The sequence below is a fragment of the Pantoea sp. USHLN256 genome, from assembly GCF_037149875.1.
GTDB lineage: Bacteria > Pseudomonadota > Gammaproteobacteria > Enterobacterales > Enterobacteriaceae > Pantoea > Pantoea nemavictus.
Map to the genome: position 1 here is coordinate 64,288 of NZ_JBBCQO010000005.1, position 18,490 is coordinate 82,777.

Consider the following 18,490-nt stretch of genomic DNA (forward strand, 5'->3'; position numbering starts at 1 on the left):
GCAGTGCTGATCATCGAAACACTGCCGATGCTGCGTCGTGAAATTCGTCGCTGGCGTCAGGCAGGCAAACGTATCGCGCTCGTCCCGACCATGGGCAACCTGCATGACGGTCATCTGACGTTGGTCGATGAAGCGCGTGAACGGGCCGATATTGTGGTGGTATCCATTTTCGTTAACCCGATGCAGTTTGAGCGTCCCGACGACCTGGCGCGCTATCCACGCACGCTGCAGGACGATTGCGAGAAGCTCAATCGTCACAGCGTCGATGTGGTATTTGCGCCGGCGCCAGCGGAGGTTTACCCGCAAGGTCTCGATAGCCAGACGTTTGTTGAAGTACCGGGACTCTCATCGCTGCTGGAAGGCGCCAGCCGTCCGGGCCATTTCCGCGGCGTCTCCACCGTCGTCAGCAAATTGTTCAATCTGGTGCAGCCCGATATCGCCTGCTTCGGCGAGAAAGATTTTCAACAGCTGGCGATTATCCGCAAGATGGTGGCGGATATGGGCTTTGATATTGAGATCGTGGGTGTGCCAACGGTGCGCGCCAAAGATGGTCTGGCGCTGAGTTCGCGCAATGGTTATCTCACCGCCGACGAACGTAAAATCGCCGCCGGTCTCAGTAAGGTGATGAACAGCATGGCCGAGCGTCTGAGCAATGGCGAGCGCCATGTCGAAGAGATTATCGAGCAAGCGGAAGCGTCGCTGCGCGATCAGGGGTTCCGTCCGGATGGATTAGCCATCTGCGATGCCGCAACCCTGCAAGCGTTAACTGTCGATAGCCAACGCGCGGTGATTTTAATGGCCGCCTGGCTGGGCAATGCGCGGCTGATCGATAATCAGCAAGTGGATCTGACGGAGTAATTTTCCGTCGTTTATTAGCAGCATAATAAGGTTATCCCGCTATGATTCGTACCGTACTTCAGGGCAAACTGCATCGCGTAAAAGTCACCCAGGCAGATTTGCATTACGAAGGTTCCTGCGCCATTGACCAGGATTTCCTCGATGCGTCCGGCATTCTGCAGTATGAAGCCATCGACATCTATAACGTTACCAACGGCCAGCGTTTTTCAACCTATGCGATTGCCGCTGAACGTGGCTCGAAGATCATTTCGGTCAATGGCGCCGCCGCGCGCTGTGCCTGTGCTGGCGATATCATGATCATCTGCTCTTACGTGCAGGTGGAAGATGAAGTCGCGCGCAGCTGGCAGCCGAAAGTCGCCTATTTTGAAGGCGACAATGAAATGAAGCGCCTCGCTAAGGCGTTGCCGGTTCAGGTAGCCTGATACGATAAGGGCGCGGTTTTTAAACCGCGCCCTTGTTATTCGTAGGGTCGCCATTTCTGGCGACCGCGACCATCATTAGGTACGCAATCCCCTGCCACGCTGAATCAGCGTATACACCAGCACGTAAAACACCACGATAAAGGCAATCAGCACCGATAGCGTAAACACCAGCGGCACATCGTTGATGCCGAGGAAACCGTAACGGAAGCCGCTGATCATATACACCACCGGATTGAGCTTCGACACCGCTTGCCAGAACGGCGGCAGCAGCGTCAGCGAGTAGAACACGCCGCCAAGATAGGTTAACGGCGTCAGCACGAAGGTAGGAATCAGGCTGATATCGTCAAAGGTGCGCGCGAAGACCGCATTCAGCAGGCCCGCCAACGAGAACAAAATGGCGGTGAGCAGCAGCGTCAGCGCCACCATCGACCATGAATGCACCTGGAACGGCACGAAGAACAGTGAAATCGCCGTAACCAGAATCCCGACGCACACGCCACGTGCCACGCCGCCACCGACATAACCGGCGATGATGATATGCGTTGGCACCGGCGCCACCAGCAGCTCTTCAATATTGCGCTGGAACTTGGCGCTGAAGAATGACGACGCCACGTTGGCGTAAGCGTTGGTGATCACCGCCATCATGATCAGGCCCGGCACGATAAACTGCATGTAGCTGAAACCGTGCATATCGCCGATGCGCGAACCAATCAGATTGCCGAAGATGATGAAATACAGCGTCATGGTGATTACCGGCGGCACCAGCGTCTGAATCCAGATGCGGGCGAAGCGGTTGATCTCTTTGCTCCAGATACTCTTGAGCGCCACCCAATACAAGTGCGTCATGCTTTCACTCCTGTTTTTCCCTGTGTCAGGCTGACGAACAGCTCCTCAAGGCGGTTAGCTTTATTGCGCATACTCAGTACCTGCACGCCCTGCGCGCTCAGCTGACTAAACACGCTGTTCAGTCCTTGCTCGCGCATCACTTCCACTTCCAGCGTGGAGGTATCCACCAGTCGATACTGGAAGCCCTCCAGCTGCGGCAGCGGACTGCGCGGAGCGAGATCCAGAATGAAGGTTTCGGATTGCAGCTTGGAGAGCAGCCCTTTCATCGACGTGTTTTCCACCAGCTCGCCGCTCTGGATGATGCCGATATTGCGGCACAGCATCTCCGCCTCTTCCAGATAGTGCGTGGTGAGAATGATGGTGGTGCCTTTGATATTCAGCTCTTTCAGGAAACTCCACATCGAACGGCGCAGTTCGATATCCACGCCCGCGGTGGGTTCATCGAGGATGAGCAGCTTCGGCTCATGCATCAAGGCTCGCGCAATCATCAGGCGGCGCTTCATCCCGCCCGAAAGCATACGCGCACGTTCGTTGCGCTTGCCCCACAGATCAAGCTGGTTAAGGTATTTTTCTGCACGCTTGTTGGCTTCGGCACGTTCCACGCCGTAGTAACCCGCCTGATTCACCACAATTTGCATCACGGTTTCAAACGGGTTGAAGTTGAACTCCTGCGGCACCAGCCCGAGCTGACGCTTGGCGTTGACCACATCTTTTTGCAGGTCATAACCAAACACGCGCACGCTGCCACCAGATTTATTCACCAGCGAGCTGATAATACCGATGGTAGTGGATTTTCCGGCACCGTTCGGCCCGAGCAAGGCGTAAAAATCCCCCGCTTCCACGTTGAGATCGAGTCCTTTCAGCGCCTGTACGCCGCCGGGATAGGTTTTGGTCAGCCCGGAAATTTCCAGTGCATATGTCATTGTGAATCCATACCTTATTGTTGTGACATCACAGCCACGTGTAATGATAGTGCGCGCGAACGAAGAGGCATGCGCTGTCGCGATAATAAAGATTGAGAAATCAAAGGAGTTTAGCAGAGAGTCAAGCCAGCCCATAAGCGGTTGGCTCACGGGCTGCGCAGTTTATCGCAGGCTGGGGAGATTAGCCTTGGACGATTGTGCGGTTATTCACCGGTCGGGATAACTTTGCCGATATACGGCAAATGGCGATAACGCTGCGCGTAGTCGATGCCAAAGCCCACCACAAACTCGTCAGGGATGGTGAAGCCGACGTATTCCACGGTGACATCCACTTCACGGCGCTCCGGCTTATCCAGCAAGGTACAAATTGCCAGCGATTTCGGCTCGCGCAGGCGCAGAATTTCGCGCACTTTGCTCAGGGTGTTGCCGGAATCGATGATGTCTTCGACGATCAGCACATCCTTGCCACGAATATCTTCGTCGAGATCTTTGAGGATTTTTACGTCGCGCGTGCTCGACATGCCGCTGCCGTAGCTGGAGGCGGTCATAAAGTCGACTTCATGCGGCACGTCGATGGTGCGGCACAGATCGGCCATAAACATAAAGGAGCCGCGCAGCAAACCTACTAACACCATTTCGCTGCCGCTGTCGCGGTAGTGCTCGCTAATCTGCTTGCCCAGTTCGGCAATCCGGGTTGCGATCTCTTGCTCGGAGATCATCACGTCGACGGTATGTTTCATTGCATGCGTCCAATTACGGTTTTTGGAAAGCCACGAAGTCTATCATAGTCGAGCTGGCGTCTAACGCCGCGCACAGAACGCAAACGATTCCGTGGCGAAATTTATCACGCTGACGTTAACTGTATGGACGAGTCCGCCCCTTCACCGCTTGGTTCTGGAGTTCCTATGACCGCTTCATCCAGTAAAAAAACACAGATTGGTACGCGCGATTTGCACCCGGAAACGCAGATGCTGAATTACGGCTACGATCCGCAGCTGTCGGAAGGCGCGGTAAAACCGCCGGTGTTTCTCACCTCGACTTTTGTCTTTAACAGCGCCGAACAGGGACAGGACTTTTTTGATTTCGTCGCCGGGCGCAAGCAGCCGCCAGAAGGCAAAAGTGGCGGATTAGTCTATTCGCGCTTTAACCATCCCAACAGCGAAATCGTTGAAGATCGGCTGGCGGTCTACGAAGGTGCGGAAAGTGCAGCGTTGTTCTCCTCCGGGATGTCAGCGATTGCCACCACGCTGTTGACGTTTGCCCGCCCTGGTGAGGTGATTCTGCACTCCCAGCCGCTGTACGGCGGCACCGAAACGCTGCTGAGCAAAACGCTACACGATCTGGAAATTAAAGCAGTGGGTTTCAGCGATGGCACCGACGAAGATAAGGTACATGAAGCGGCTAAGCTCGCATGGCAGCGCGGACGCGTGGCACTGATTTTGATTGAGACGCCAGCCAATCCCACCAACAGTTTGGTCGACATCCAGTTAATGCAGCAAGTTGCCGATGTGATTGCGCAGCAGCAAGGTTCACGGCCGATTCTCGCCTGCGACAACACCCTGCTCGGCCCGGTGTTTCAGCATCCGTTACAGCACGGCGCAGATTTGTCGCTCTATTCGCTGACTAAATATGTGGGTGGCCACTCGGATTTGATTGCCGGCGCGGTGCTCGGCAGTAAAGCGCTGGTGAGCAAGGTGCGTTCGCTGCGTAGCGCCATCGGCACTCAGCTTGATCCGCACTCCAGCTGGATGATCGGCCGCTCGCTGGAGACGCTGTCGTTGCGTATGGAGAAGGCGGCCAGCAATGCGGATAAAGTGGCGGCGTTTTTGCGCGAACATACACAGGTAGAAAAGCTGCATTGGCTGCCGTATCTCGATGCAGAGAGCCCAGCCGGCAAAACGTATCAGCGCCAGTGCAGCGGCGCCGGCTCGACCTTCTCATTTGATATTCGTGGCGGACAAGCGGCGGCGTTCCGCTTCCTCAATACGCTGGCGCTGTTCAAGCTGGCGGTGAGCCTGGGCGGCACCGAATCGCTCGCCAGCCATCCTGCCAGCACCACCCATTCGGGCGTGCCGCAGGAAGTGCGGCAACGCATTGGCATCAGCGATGCCACCGTGCGCCTGTCAATTGGTATCGAGCATCCCGACGACCTGATTGAAGATATACGTCTGGCGCTTGAAGCTGCGATTAACTGACGCTAAAGCCCAGCATCATGCCGGTATCTTCATGCTCGAGCAGATGGCAATGCGCCATATAGGCATTCTCAGCGTTGGCGACATAGTTGAAGCGCACCAGCACTTCGCTGCGCCAGCCGTTTACGCTGACAATGTCTTTCCAGCCGGCACGATGCGGCTCCGGCGGCTTGCCGTTTTCTGACAGGATGCGGAATTGTGTGCCATGAATGTGGAACGGATGCAGCATCGCATCGCCTTCGCCGGAGATGGTCCACTTCTCCAGTTTACCCAGTTCCACATTGAACATCGGCTTGGTCATATTGAAGGCCTGGCCGTTGATCTTGTTGCCGTTGTGGAAATCATACGCCGCAGCTTTACCGTGGCTGCCGTGATCCATCGCCATGTCACCATGATCCATCGGCTGCGCGCTGTTACTCATCGCCATGTTGCCATGATCCATTTTCACACCGCCCATGGCTTTGTCTCCGTAGCGATCCATCAGCGCCTGCATGCCTTGCTGATCAAGCTGCGGATCCATCATCAGCTGTAGCCAGCGGCTTTGCAGGCCATCCGTTGCAGGAACCGGTGGCAGATCCACCAGTTTGTCCGGCAGCGTACCGCTGGCCATCACGCGTAGCGGCATGATCTGCACCAGCGGCAAAGGTTGATCGAACGGGGCAAGCGTCATGCCCATCTGCGTAACCGGCAGCGTCACCATGTCGAAGGTTTTGCCATCCGACGTATCCACCATCACCTCAAAACGCTCGCCCGGTAACAACGGCAGGCTCGTCACTTTCACCGGTTCGGCCAGTAAACCGCCGTCGCTGGCGATCACATACAGCGGACGCCGATCGCTTGTCGCGATATGCAGCGAGCGCGCGTTACAGCCGTTGAGCAAACGCAGGCGCAGCCAGCCGCGCGGTACGGCATGCTGCGGATATGGCACGCCGTTGGTCAGCATCAGATCGCCAAACCAGCCCACCGCGGCGCGCATGATATCGAGTTGATAATCGATTTGCGTCCCCGCTTTATTCAGCTGTTTATCCTGGAAAATCAGCGGCACGTCATCTTCGCCCCACTGCATCGGCAGGCGCAGTTTGCCGGACGCTTCATCTTCCAGCAGCACCAATCCCGCCAGACCTTGCGCCACCTGATAGCCGGTTTTGCCGTGTTGATGCGGATGGAACCAGCAGGTGGCGGCCGGTTGATCCGGGGTAAAACTCACCTGACGCGTGGCACCTGGCGCAATGATCCCTTGCGGACCGCCATCAACATCGCCAGGAATTTCCAGGCCATGCCAGTGCAACGTAGTGGCTTCAGGCAGTTGGTTATGAATATTTACCGTGACGTTTTTTTCGCGCTGCAATCTGAGTGCTGGCCCTAACAATCCGCCGTTGTAACCCCAGGTGGGCACCGCTTTGCCGTTCCATTGGCTGCTGCCGGTCATGGCGATCAGCGTGTATTGCCCGCGTGCGTCAGGTTCCAAAATGGAAGGGATCGGCAATAACGGTCGCGTGGCGGCCATTAGTGAGCGGCTCCATAGCGGCAGCGCACCGGCGGCGCTGAGAGCGGCAGTCAACTTTAGAAAATGACGACGTTGCATATTCTTATCCTTGTCGTGAATAAGGGCACAGCGTAAACCTTTACCCTGCGGGAGGGTCAAGTGCTGAAACAGAATGCACTGAGAAAAAGCGCGTGAATGGCCCGAAAGGGCAAATTTAGCGGAATAGCGACAATAACTGTGCTAACGTCAATAAATTGTCCCTTGTTGAGAATCATTATGACGAAAAGCATCAAGATCCTGCTGCTGGCGGGACTCCTTGGCTTCTCCTCCACCAGTTTTGCCCTGAGTGAATCCGAAGCAGAAGATCTCGCCGACCTCACCGCGGTGTTCGTTTATCTGAAGAACGATTGTGGCTATCAGGATTTGCCGGACGCGCAGATTCGTAAAGCGTTGGTGTTTTTTGCCCAACAGAACCGTTGGGATCTGAGCAACTACAGCAACTACAACATGAAGTCGCTCGGTGAAGAGAGCTACAAGGATTTGAGCGGCATCGCCATTACCAACGACAAGAAGTGTAAGTCGTTAGCGCGCGATTCGCTGAGTTTGCTGGCTTACGTGAAGTAATCGGTTCCCCTTCGGTTGGTGCTCGCTGTCCCCCTCCTCTGTCCTCCCCCGCGAGCGGGGGAGGAAGATGCTGCTATATGTGAGTTGGGAGTTGCATGTGGCAGCGTCTCCTTCCCCCGCTTGCGGGGGAAGGCCGGGATGGGGGACAGCCAGCACGATCCAAACCTAAACCGTTAACTCCAGACCAATTCCACGCTCGCGCAGGTCGCGACATACCGCTTCATCCAGACGCGCATCCGTCACCACATCAGTCAGGCTATCAATCGGTGCCGCGCAGTACAGCGACCAGGAGCCGTATTTACTGCTGTCAGCCAGCAGCACCCGGCGGCGCGCATTGGCCAGCAAGTCCATCTTCAATCCGGCTTTATCTTCGGTTGGCGTGGTAATGCCGCGTTCGATACTCCACGAGTTACAGCTGACAAAGGCGATATCCGGATTGATGCTGCGCAACAGGCGACGCCCGTGCTCACCAATACACGACTGGCTGGAATCATCGATGCGTCCGCCAATAATGGTGGTTTCGATCTGCTTAAACTCGGATAAAAACAGCGCGATATGCAGATCGGCGGTGATAACGCGCAGCTTGAGATGCGTTAGCTGGCGCGCCAGCTCCAGCATGGTGGTGCCGGCATCCAATACCACCGCATCACCCGACTGCACATAACGGGCGGCAAACTGGGCAATGGCCTGTTTTTCCGCCAGATTACGCTGCATCTTCTCCAGCGTAGTGGGCTGGTTGGGGATAAAGCGATTGAGCGTGACGCCGCCGTGGCTGCGGCTAATGACGCCCTCCTTGTCCAGCTTAATCAGATCGCGGCGGATGGTCGCCGGCGAGGCGGAAATAGCGCTCACCAGTTGTTCAACGGTGACCAGATTATGACTCTTCAGATAGTCCATAATCTGGTCGAGACGGCTTTGTCCCTTCATATTTCCCTATGCAAGCTGCATCGCGAGTTTAATGGAGATTGCCATGCTCGCAGAGTTCGCTTTACCTGTCCAGGCGATATCAAATGCGGTACCGTGGTCCGCCGATGTGCGGATAAAGGGCAAGCCCGCAGTAATATTCACGCCATCATAGAAACCCAATAACTTCAGTGGGATATGTCCTTGATCGTGGTACATCGCGACCACCATATCGTACTGCCCTTCCTGACACTGCAGGAACACAGTATCGGGCGGGCATGGGCCATGCACATCAATGCCCTGCTGTTTCATCACGTTAATCGCAGGCGCGACGATAGTGATCTCCTCATCGCCGAACAGACCGTTTTCACCGGCATGAGGATTAACTCCCGCCACCGCGATGCGCGGCTTATCGAACCCAACGCGGCGCAGGAAGCTGTCGGCCATGCCGATCACCGTCTGAATGCGTTCACCGTTTAAGGTGTCGAGGAACTTACGCAGCGCGATATGCGTAGTAACGTGAATCACTTTCAGCTTATCGGTGTAGAGCACCATGGCATAGTTTTTAGTATTGGTGAGCTGTGCCAGCAGTTCGGTGTGGCCAGGATACAGGTGACCTGCCGAGTGCAGCGCTTCTTTATTCAGCGGTGCGGTCGCAATGGCGTGTACTTCTCCGGCCAGTGCCAACTCGGTGGCGCGCTTAACACAGCGCCACGCCAGATCGCCCGCCTCTTTCTGCACCACGCCCGGTTTTAGCGCATCCGCATCCGCCAGCGGTTCATCAATCACATTAATAATGCCCGGCGCGAAGTGCGCATCGTTAACCTGATCAAGCACGCGTAGCTCTGCCTGCGGCGTCACATTTAACCCCATCACCCGGCGCAGCGTGTTGGCGCAGCCGACTACGACGGCCGGCACGCCCGCTAAATCACCTTCTGCCAGCGCTTTAATGATGATCTCCGGGCCAATGCCCGCCGGATCGCCCATGGTAATCGCAATAATTTTATTCACTCAACTTCTCCTCAATAAAACGAATGGCTTCTACCAGGGTGTTTTCGTCACCAAAGCCACCTGCTTTGGTCATCACCGGCAGGTGTAATTCACTGTTAAGCAAAACCCCGTGCGGCACACAGCCCGCCACCAGGCCCTGAATCTGGAAACCGCTGGCACCTAATGCCTGCGCCACGGCAATCGCCACATCTCCGCCGGAGAGATAAAGCCCCGCAGGCTGCACCTGACGACAAACGGTGCTGGTTAACTGCGCGAGAAACTGGCAGATGCGTTCGCCTAATGCCTGCCGCGAAACCTGATGCTGCTGGCAGAGTTGCTCAATGTCGTGACGCTGATCGGCATGCTGCGTGGTGCGCAGCACGCAATGCGCGCCATCGTGCAGCGCCTGCAGCATCGCCTGTTGCCATTCGGCGGCTTGCGGCCAGGCAGGCTGGGCAAACAGCTGGCGGATATCAATATCGATAATGCGGATGTCGCGCTGGCTGGCAAGGCGCGCAATTTGCTGCTGCGCCATTGCGCTCATCGAACCCACCACCGCCAGCACCGGACGCGGCCGACGGGCAGCCAGCAGTTCGCCCAGCGCATCGCTCAGGCCTGAGGCTCCGGCCAATAGTGGCCGCTCATCTAGCGCGGCCGCCGCCGCCATTAATAAGGCAAGGTCGGCGTCCTGCTCGATATCCACCACCAGCAACCCCTGTTTGCTCGCCAGTACCTGGGCCAGTTGTGCGTCGCGTACCGTGGCGAGGTCGAGAGTCTCGCCGGGCAAGATGCTCTGCATTTGCAGGCACGTCAGCACATGGCTGCTGGTAACCGGGGTTTTGGGATCGCTGGCGAATTCGGTATCAATCAAACGCTGCTGATCGATCCAGACTTCACCGTTGCGCGTGGTACGCCCCAGTTTCGGCACCGCCGGCACTACCAATGCTAATTTTTTGCCGCTGGCCTGCAGCGCCGCGCTGATTTCCGCACCGGGATTGCCGCGCAGCGTGGAATCGATCTTCTTAAACAGCCAGCCATCGTTGACCATCGCCTGATGCTGCTCCAGCGCTGCAAGGGTGCGACGCGCCGCTTCTTGCGCGTTTACCGCGCGGCTATCGGTGCTGATCACCAGCACATCAGCGCTGCCAGCTGGATGGGGCGTGCTGCTGTCAAACAGCACATGCACGCGCGCTCCGGCGCGTGCCAGCCCGCTGCCCGCATCATTAGCACCGGTAAAATCATCGGCAATCACTAAGACGGGCGTTTTCCATGGCTGTGAAGTCATTTTCTCTCCTTTAGCGGCTACTGCCGTGCTGCAATGATTATATTCAATCATGATTGATTATATGTGAGCAAGATCAAATTAATTGAAATCAATTTGTCCTATAAAATTAGGCACTGAAATGATGGACCTCGCGCTGTTTGAGCAAAATTAATCATTCAGCACAAAAAACGCGATAAGGGTATGTAATGAATATCAACAGCACCGTGATAAGTGGCTTTCAGGCGCTTAATGACCTCAGCTATCTACTACGAGGTAAGAAGAGAGCCCTGCTGGTGACCGATAAGAATATCGAAGGCATTCCGGCGGTTCAGAGGCTGATCGCCCAGCTGCAGCAACAATTGGTTAGCCTGAGCATCGTCAATACGGTGCCGCCAGAGCCAAGCCAGCACGATGTGGCGGCCATTGTCGCTGCGCTACCGGCCACCGATGTCGATCTGGTGATTGGCGTCGGCGGCGGCAGCGTACTGGATGTCGCTAAGCTGCTCTCTATTCTGTGCGTCGCGGACGCGCCAACGCTGGATGCGCTGCTGGCCGGTGAAAAACCGCAGACGCGCACCCCTTCGCTGCTGATTCCCACCACGGCGGGCACCGGCTCGGAAGCCACGCCGAACGCCATTCTGGCGATCCCGGAGAAAGAGACCAAAGTCGGCATAATCACGCCGGTGATGCTGCCGGATTATGTCGCGTTGATACCGGAGCTCACCACCAGCATGCCACCGCATATCGCCTCTTCTACCGGTATCGATGCGCTGTGCCATCTGATCGAATGCTTTACCGCTACCGTGGCGAATCCGGTAAGCGATAACTATGCGCTGATCGGCATGAAAAAGCTGTTTGCCAGCCTCGAAACCACTCTCGCTGAGCCGGATAACCTTGAAGCGCGCCTGAATATGCTGTGGGCATCTTATTATGGCGGTGCGTCGATTGCGCATGCCGGTACCCATCTGGTACACGCCATGTCCTATCCGTTGGGCGGTAAATATCATCTGCCGCACGGTGTGGCTAACGCCATTCTGCTCGCGCCGTGCATGCGCTTTGTGCGTCCAGCGGCGGTGAGCAAATTCGCTCAGGCTTACGATCTGCTGCCCAATGCCGATACATCACTGGATGAAGAAGCCAAATCTCATGCGCTGGTTGAGTACTTCGCCGCGCTGGTAAAACGCCTAAAGCTGCCCGCCAGTCTTGAAGAGCTGGGTATCGGCCCGGATCACCTGCCGTATCTGGTTGAAGCCGCACTCGACGTGCAGCGTCTGATGAAGAATGTACCGATGAAAGTGGGCGCAGATGACGTACGCAACGTCTACCTGACGCTGTTTCCCGCTTTGAGCCACTAAGCATTATCGAGGACAACATGAGTAAGAAAATTCAGGGCGTGTTAACCGCCATCGTTACCACCTTCGATCGCGACGGTGCCTTTAATCCCGTCGCCCAGCGCGAGCAGGTCAAACGCCAGTTAAGTGCTGGCAACGGTATTTTCTGCGGCGGCACCAACGGTGAATTCTTCGTGCTGAACGAGCAGGAGAAGCTGGCGGTGACACAGACTTGCGTCGATGAAGTTAACGGCACCACGCCGGTAGTGGCGCACATTGGCGAAATCTCGACGCGTGAAACCATTCGTCTCGGCAAGCAAGTGGCGAAGCTGGGCGTGGATGCGGTTTCGGTGATTACGCCCTACTTCGTGCCGCTGAAACAGGAAGAGCTGATCGCCCACTATCGCGCGGTAGCTGACGCCATCGATGTGCCGCTGTTCCTCTATAACATCCCGGCGCGCACGGGCAACACGCTCCAGCCGGAGACCGTGCGCACGCTGGCTGCGCATCCGAACATCATCGGCATCAAAGATAGCGCTGGCAGCTATGAAAGCCTGAGCGGTTTTCTGCAGGCGGCAGCAGGCATCGATAGCTTCGATGTACTGAATGGCCCGGATTCGCTGATTCATCAGGGCTTCGTCGACGGCTGTTCGGCCTGTATTTCAGGGCTCGCCAACGTCGCCCCCAAAGAGATCAACGCCATTTGGGCACGCTTCCACGCTGGCGATATCGAAGGTTCTCGTCTGGCGCAGGAAAATGTCACCGGCTTGCGCACCGATCTGTATAGCGTCGGCTTCTCGCCGGCTGCAGTAAAAAAAGCGGTGTCGCTGCTCGGCTTTGACGTGGGCGATAGCCGCTATGCGGTGAGTTTCTCTGCCGATGAAGAGCAGAAAATTCGTCAGATCGTGAATCAATATTTGCAGTAATTACCGGGTGAGCGGCCTGCCAGGGCGCCATAAATGGCGACCCTACGCGTTTTGTAGGGTGCGCATTTATGCGCACCGTGTTAATCGCGGCACCGGCTCTTAGCTGTATTTTCAACATCGGGAAGATTTATGAAAGTCATCTGCACCTCACCGTCGTTTGCTAAATATGAGGCGACGCCCATTGAAACCCTGCAACAACAGGGTTTTGAGCTGATCACCCTGCCCGCCGATGCGCCGCTGAGCGCGCTTGAGCCGCATCTGGCTGATACGGTCGCGCTGATCGTCGCCTTTACCGACGTCAACGAGGCGCTGCTGGCGCTGGCGCCACAGCTGAAAATCGTCTGTAAGCACGGCGTGGGCGTCGACAATATCAATCTGGATGCCACGCGCGCACGCGGTATTTACGTCACTAACGTGCCGGACGCCAACAAACATGCGGTGGCCGATTTCGCCTTCGCGCTGATACTGAATTGCGCGCGCCAGGTAACTCAGGCGGCGATTGAAACGCGCGCCGGACACTGGCCGCGCATTTTTGCCACCGATGTCTACGGCAAAACGCTGGGCATTATTGGGCTGGGCAATATCGGCAAGCAGGTCGCGCTGCGCGCTAAAGGCTTCAACATGCGGGTGATTGCCTTCGATTTTTATCCAGATGAGACATTTGCTGCCGAGCACGGCATCGAATTCGTCACGCTGGATCAGCTGACGGAAACCAGCGATTTCATCACCCTGCATATGCCGCTGACCGACAAAACCCACCACCTGTTTGATGCCGCCCGGCTGAAACGCATGAAGAAGAGTGCCTTCCTGGTCAATGCCTCACGTGGCGGTGTGGTGAATGAGCAGGATCTCTATCAGGCGCTGCTGGATAACGTGATTGCCGGAGCTGCGGCTGACGTGTTCGTGCAAGAACCGCTGACGGAGCATCCGCTGTTCACGCTCAGCAACTTCATTCCCACCGCGCACCTCGCCGGTTACACCGACGGTGCCATCAGCACGATAGGCGAACGTTGCGTGACACAAATCGTGCAGTGCATTTGCCAGGGCGAACGCCCGCTTAACGTGATGAACGGGCTGGAATAATTCGCCGCCTCTCCCTGTAACCCTTTTTTCGAGTGGATAATTATTATGACTAACTCTGCACGCTCGAGTCGTATCCGTTGGTGGATCGCTGGCCTGATGTGGCTGGCCATCGCCATTAACTATATTGACCGCACCGTTCTCTCGGCTGCGGCACCGCATCTGATCAAAGAGCTCGATATCAATCCGGAAATGATGGGCTTTATCATGGCCGCATTCTTCTGGTCTTACGCGCTGCTGCAGATCCCGGCGGGCTGGTTTGCCGATCGCTTCGGCCAGAAAAAAGGCCTGGGAATTGCCGTCGGCTGGTGGTCAATCGCCACCATGGCGATGGGTCTGGCGACCGGCTTTAAATCGCTGCTGGCGCTGCGTTTAGCGCTGGGCGTAGGTGAAGCGGCTGCCTATCCGAGCAACGCCGGCATCACCGCGCGCTGGTTCCCGGACCGCGAACGCGCCACGGTGTCGGGCCTGTTCGACAGCGCCTCGAAGTTTGGGGGGGCGATGGCGATGCCGCTGATTGTGTTTATGATCGCCATGTTCGACTGGCGTCTGACCTTCCTCGCCATTGGTGCATTAGGGTTGTTCTGGGTTATCGCCTGGTACTTTATCTACGCCGAAAACCCGGAAGATCATCAGTCGATCAGCAAAGAGGAAGTGCGCTTTATCCGTGACGGCCAGGCGCAGAAGCATGGCGATAAAAGCGTGCGTCCGATGAAGTGGTACAAGCTGCTGCGCTATCGCAATATTTGGGCGATGTGCATTGGTTTCTTCACCATCAACTACACCTCCTACTTCTTTATCACCTGGCTGCCGACCTATCTGGTGAAAGATAAAGGCATGGATTTCCTCAAAATGGGGATGGTGGCTGCGCTGCCGCTGATTTGCGGCATGGTGATTGAAGTGCTGGCCGGTTGGGCATCGGATCGCATGGTGCATAACAAAGTGCTATCGCTGACCGCCACGCGCAAACTGTTCCTCACCATTGGGCTGTTGATGGCGCTGTGCATCGGCTTTGCGCCGTTTACCGACTCGGTGTTTATGACCGTGCTGCTGCTGTGTATCGCAAAATCAGGCACCACCGTTGCGGCCTCACAGGTATGGGCGCTGCCGGGCGATGTTGCGCCGCAAAACAGCGTATCGATTGTCGCCGGGCTGCAAAACACCGTCTCCAACATGGGCGGTGCCGTTGGCCCGATTATTACCGGCGCCATCGTCGGTGCGACCGGCCACTTCACTTGGGCGCTGGTGTTCTCGGCGGTGCTGGTGGTGATTGGTATCCTTAACTATCTGTTCCTGATGGGCAAAGTTGAACCTATCGTGGATGAGGAACAGGTGACGCACTCCCATTCCGTCGCCAGCGGCGCGGTGCGGTAATCGTCTGGAATGGGATCTTACGACGTAAGGTGCGCATTAATGCGCACCGGTATTACTTACCCGCAATAAACTGCCGGTATGCCGCGATCACCGCGAGAAAATCTTCCACACCACAAAACGACAGGCTCTCTTCGTCGTAATAGGTCATGCCCTCTTCCATGCCGTCATCTTCCAGCGCTAGCTGGTTGGCACGAATCATCACCTCTTCTTCGTCCAGCCACAGCGTGTATTCATGCCCCACACGCTGCCACTGATTAAGGGTACCTTTTACCTGTTGGGCGGCGGCTTCAACCTCATCCAGCAACGGCAGATTGTCTTTGACTTCTTCATTGAACCAGTGACCCACCGCTTCGTGGTCCATCGACATACGCACTTTGACCTGCCCGGTCAAATCACGCAGAAATTCATACTCCATGGGTTTGCCTCATACTGATGACGCGCCGTGCGGCACTGTCTTAGTGCATTTTGTGCGCAGCACGCTGAATAAAGTGGGATCGCGCTCGCATTATGCCTGGAGATGTCAGCGGAAAAAAGCGCATAAAAAAAGGGACGATTTTCATCGTCCCCTTGTTCATCCGGAAAACCGATTAAACGGCAGTCTGGAAGATCACGCTATCTGCTTTGTCAGTGTATTGTCCCAGCTGATCAAAGTTGAGGTAACGGTAAGTGTCTGCCGCGGTCTTATCCACCTGCAGCATGAACTGCTGGTACTCGTCCGGCGTTGGCAGTTTACCGAGCAGTGAAGCTACCGCAGCCAGTTCAGCCGATGCGAGGAACACGTTAGCACCGGTACCGAGACGGTTCGGGAAGTTACGGGTTGAGGTGGAAACCACCGTCGCACCGTCCGCCACACGCGCCTGGTTACCCATGCACAGTGAACAGCCCGGAATCTCAATACGCGCACCGCTCTTACCGAACACGCTGTAGTAGCCCTCTTCGGTCAGCTGTGCGGCGTCCATTTTCGTTGGCGGCGCAACCCACAGACGGGTTGGCAGCTGACCTTTATGGGCATCCAGCAGTTTACCGGCCGCGCGGAAGTGACCAATGTTGGTCATGCACGAACCGATGAACACTTCGTCGATCTTCTCGCCCTGCACGTCAGACAACCAGCGCGCGTCGTCTGGATCGTTCGGTGCACACAGAATTGGCTCTTTGATCTCGGCCAGATCGATGTCGATCACCGCAGCGTATTCGGCATCTGCATCGCCTTCCAGCAGTTGCGGATCGGTCAGCCATTTTTCCATGCCTTCAACGCGGCGTTCCAGCGTACGACGATCGCCGTAGCCTTCAGAGATCATCCACTTCAGCAGCACAATGTTCGAGTTGAGATACTCGATGATTGGCGCTTTATCCAGCTTGATGGTACAGCCGGCAGCAGAACGTTCAGCGGAAGCATCAGAAAGTTCGAAAGCTTGCTCAACTTTCAGATCAGGCAGGCCTTCAATTTCAAGAATGCGGCCAGAGAAGATGTTCTTCTTCCCTTTCTTCTCCACGGTCAGCAGACCCGCTTTGATGGCGTACAGCGGAATCGCATGCACCAGATCGCGCAGGGTGATGCCCGGCTGCATTTTACCTTTAAAGCGCACCAGCACCGATTCCGGCATGTCCAACGGCATTACGCCGGTCGCAGCAGCAAACGCTACCAGACCCGAACCAGCCGGGAAGGATATACCAATTGGGAAACGGGTATGCGAGTCACCGCCGGTACCCACGGTATCTGGCAGCAGCATACGGTTCAGCCAGCTGTGAATGATACCATCGCCCGGACGCAGCGAGACGCCACCACGGTTCATGATGAAGTCAGGCAGCGTATGGTGCGTGGTGACGTCGACCGGCTTCGGATAGGCCGCGGTGTGGCAGAATGACTGCATCACCAGGTCAGCAGAGAAGCCGAGGCACGCCAGATCCTTCAGTTCGTCACGCGTCATTGGACCGGTGGTGTCCTGAGAACCCACTGACGTCATTTTCGGTTCGCAGTAAGCGCCTGGACGGACGCCGTCTACGCCGCACGCACGACCAACCATTTTCTGTGCCAGTGAGTAACCACGGGTGCTGGCGGCAACATCTTTGGCTTGCACGAACACATCGCTGTGCGGCAGACCCAGTGATTCACGCGCTTTGGTGGTCAAGCCACGGCCGATGATCAGCGGAATACGACCGCCAGCACGGACTTCGTCCAGCAGCACGTCGGTCTTCAGTTCGAAGGTCGCCAGCACTTCATCGGTTTCATGATTGCGCACTTCGCCTTTGTATGGGTAAACGTCAATGACATCGCCCATGTTCAGACGATCAACGTCGAGTTCGATCGGCAGTGCGCCAGCATCTTCCATGGTGTTGAAGAAGATCGGGGCGATTTTACCGCCGAGGCACAGACCGCCGCCCTTTTTGTTCGGCACGTACGGGATATCGTCGCCCATAAACCACAGCACCGAGTTGGTGGCGGATTTACGTGAAGAACCGGTACCGACCACGTCGCCGACATAGGTCAGCGGGAAGCCTTTGGTCTGCAGCGCTTCGATCTGTTTGATCGGGCCAACGTTACCCGCATCGTCGGGTTCGATGCCTTCACGGGCGTTTTTTAACATCGCCAGCGCGTGCAGTGGAATATCCGGACGTGACCATGCATCCGGCGCCGGAGAGAGGTCGTCGGTGTTGGTTTCGCCGGTCACTTTGAACACGGTGGTGGTGATTTTTTCAGCCAGTTTTGGACGCTTCAGGAACCATTCGGCATCGGCCCATGACTGGATAATTTTTTTCGCGTGTGGGTTACCCGCTTTGGCTTTCTCTTCGACATCGTAGAAGTTATCGAACATCAGCAGCGTGTGAGACAGGGCTTCAGCGGCAATCGGCGCGAGCGCTTCATCTTCTAACGCTTCAATCAGCGCATGGATGTTATAACCGCCCTGCATGGTGCCCAGCAGCTCAACGGCTTTTTCGCGAGTAACCAGAGGAGAGTGGGCTTCGCCCTTAGTGACAGCTGCCAGGAAACCGGCTTTAACATACGCCGCTTCATCAACACCTGGTGGAACACGATTGACCAAAAGGTCGATAAGGAATTCTTCTTCACCCGCTGGCGGGTTTTTCAGCAGTTCAACCAGCGCGGCCATTTGGGAAGCATCTAACGGCTTAGGTACGATTCCCTGGGCAGCACGCTCGGCAACGTGCTTACGGTATTCTTCTAGCACGACGTTCTCCTCGCTCTCATTGTATAGCTTTCCGGCGCACCCCTTGATGCTGTCAAACAGTAGGGTGAGGTGCCCGGTTCCGCGTG

Annotated in this window: 17 protein-coding genes; 8 read left to right on the top strand and 9 right to left on the bottom strand. The window is 56.3% G+C overall.

Annotation, left to right across the window (positions count from 1 at the left end; all coding sequences use genetic code 11):
• Positions 1 to 3: 3 nt before the first annotated feature.
• Both panC and panD read left to right on the top strand, forming a co-directional pair.
• On the top strand, positions 4 to 858 hold the full coding sequence (gene panC / locus WFL93_RS14150) for a pantoate--beta-alanine ligase (protein ID WP_049851474.1): 855 nt from the start codon (positions 4 to 6) through the stop codon (positions 856 to 858).
• Positions 859 to 899: 41 nt separating this feature from the next.
• Complete coding sequence (panD, locus tag WFL93_RS14155) at positions 900 to 1,280, top strand: aspartate 1-decarboxylase (protein WP_007888760.1); 381 nt, start codon at positions 900 to 902, stop codon at positions 1,278 to 1,280.
• A 75-nt stretch (positions 1,281 to 1,355) separates the two neighbouring features.
• On the opposite strand, the gene WFL93_RS14160 is transcribed toward panD, so the two are convergent.
• The 3 genes from WFL93_RS14160 to hpt form a co-directional block, all read right to left on the bottom strand.
• Entirely contained in the window at positions 1,356 to 2,126 is a 771-nt protein-coding gene (locus tag WFL93_RS14160) for an ABC transporter permease (RefSeq protein WP_336778406.1), read from the bottom strand.
• Complete coding sequence (locus WFL93_RS14165; protein ID WP_049851473.1) at positions 2,123 to 3,049, bottom strand: ABC transporter ATP-binding protein; 927 nt, start codon at positions 3,047 to 3,049, stop codon at positions 2,123 to 2,125. The genes WFL93_RS14160 and WFL93_RS14165 overlap by 4 nt, the downstream gene beginning before the upstream one ends.
• Before the next feature lie 203 nt (positions 3,050 to 3,252).
• On the bottom strand, positions 3,253 to 3,789 hold the full coding sequence (gene hpt, locus WFL93_RS14170; protein ID WP_007888744.1) for a hypoxanthine phosphoribosyltransferase: 537 nt from the start codon (positions 3,787 to 3,789) through the stop codon (positions 3,253 to 3,255).
• A 165-nt stretch (positions 3,790 to 3,954) separates the two neighbouring features.
• On the opposite strand from hpt, the gene WFL93_RS14175 reads away from it, so the two are divergent.
• A complete protein-coding gene (locus WFL93_RS14175; RefSeq protein WP_336778407.1) occupies positions 3,955 to 5,244 on the top strand; it encodes a cystathionine gamma-synthase family protein in 1,290 nt (429 codons plus the stop codon).
• Here the strand turns inward: WFL93_RS14175 and cueO are convergent.
• Positions 5,237 to 6,826 (bottom strand): multicopper oxidase CueO, encoded by a 1,590-nt coding sequence (gene cueO / locus WFL93_RS14180; RefSeq protein WP_336778408.1) that lies wholly within the window; start codon positions 6,824 to 6,826, stop codon positions 5,237 to 5,239. The genes WFL93_RS14175 and cueO overlap by 8 nt on opposite strands.
• A gap of 177 nt (positions 6,827 to 7,003) precedes the next feature.
• On the opposite strand from cueO, the gene WFL93_RS14185 reads away from it, so the two are divergent.
• A complete protein-coding gene (locus tag WFL93_RS14185) occupies positions 7,004 to 7,351 on the top strand; it encodes a YacC family pilotin-like protein (RefSeq protein ID WP_007888732.1) in 348 nt (115 codons plus the stop codon).
• A gap of 165 nt (positions 7,352 to 7,516) precedes the next feature.
• Here WFL93_RS14185 and WFL93_RS14190 read toward each other — a convergent pair whose 3' ends face one another.
• The 3 genes from WFL93_RS14190 to dtnK are packed head-to-tail and all read right to left on the bottom strand — an operon-like array spanning position 7,517 to position 10,529.
• Positions 7,517 to 8,278 (bottom strand): DeoR/GlpR family DNA-binding transcription regulator, encoded by a 762-nt coding sequence (locus WFL93_RS14190; protein ID WP_007888729.1) that lies wholly within the window; start codon positions 8,276 to 8,278, stop codon positions 7,517 to 7,519.
• Between the two features lie 6 nt (positions 8,279 to 8,284).
• Positions 8,285 to 9,265, bottom strand: coding sequence for a D-threonate 4-phosphate dehydrogenase (locus WFL93_RS14195; protein WP_180823073.1), 981 nt, complete (start codon positions 9,263 to 9,265; stop codon positions 8,285 to 8,287).
• Positions 9,258 to 10,529: a D-threonate kinase gene (gene dtnK, locus WFL93_RS14200; protein WP_336778409.1), complete on the bottom strand. Its 1,272-nt coding sequence runs from the start codon at positions 10,527 to 10,529 to the stop codon at positions 9,258 to 9,260. The genes WFL93_RS14195 and dtnK overlap by 8 nt, the downstream gene beginning before the upstream one ends.
• 185 nt (positions 10,530 to 10,714) lie before the next feature.
• Here dtnK and WFL93_RS14205 point away from each other — a divergent pair, with 185 nt between their 5' ends.
• The 4 genes from WFL93_RS14205 to WFL93_RS14220 all read left to right on the top strand — a co-directional run bounded on the left by WFL93_RS14205 (position 10,715) and on the right by WFL93_RS14220 (position 15,219).
• Entirely contained in the window at positions 10,715 to 11,863 is a 1,149-nt protein-coding gene (locus tag WFL93_RS14205) for an iron-containing alcohol dehydrogenase (protein WP_336778410.1), read from the top strand.
• A gap of 17 nt (positions 11,864 to 11,880) precedes the next feature.
• Entirely contained in the window at positions 11,881 to 12,765 is an 885-nt protein-coding gene (locus WFL93_RS14210; RefSeq protein ID WP_336778411.1) for a dihydrodipicolinate synthase family protein, read from the top strand.
• A 129-nt stretch (positions 12,766 to 12,894) separates the two neighbouring features.
• Positions 12,895 to 13,848: a phosphoglycerate dehydrogenase gene (locus WFL93_RS14215; RefSeq protein ID WP_336778412.1), complete on the top strand. Its 954-nt coding sequence runs from the start codon at positions 12,895 to 12,897 to the stop codon at positions 13,846 to 13,848.
• A gap of 45 nt (positions 13,849 to 13,893) precedes the next feature.
• Positions 13,894 to 15,219, top strand: coding sequence for an MFS transporter (locus tag WFL93_RS14220; RefSeq protein WP_336778413.1), 1,326 nt, complete (start codon positions 13,894 to 13,896; stop codon positions 15,217 to 15,219).
• Between the two features lie 52 nt (positions 15,220 to 15,271).
• Here WFL93_RS14220 and yacL read toward each other — a convergent pair whose 3' ends face one another.
• On the bottom strand, positions 15,272 to 15,634 hold the full coding sequence (yacL, locus tag WFL93_RS14225) for a protein YacL (RefSeq protein ID WP_007888696.1): 363 nt from the start codon (positions 15,632 to 15,634) through the stop codon (positions 15,272 to 15,274).
• Positions 15,635 to 15,806: 172 nt separating this feature from the next.
• Positions 15,807 to 18,404, bottom strand: coding sequence for a bifunctional aconitate hydratase 2/2-methylisocitrate dehydratase (gene acnB / locus WFL93_RS14230; protein WP_336778414.1), 2,598 nt, complete (start codon positions 18,402 to 18,404; stop codon positions 15,807 to 15,809).
• Positions 18,405 to 18,490: the final 86 nt, after the last annotated feature.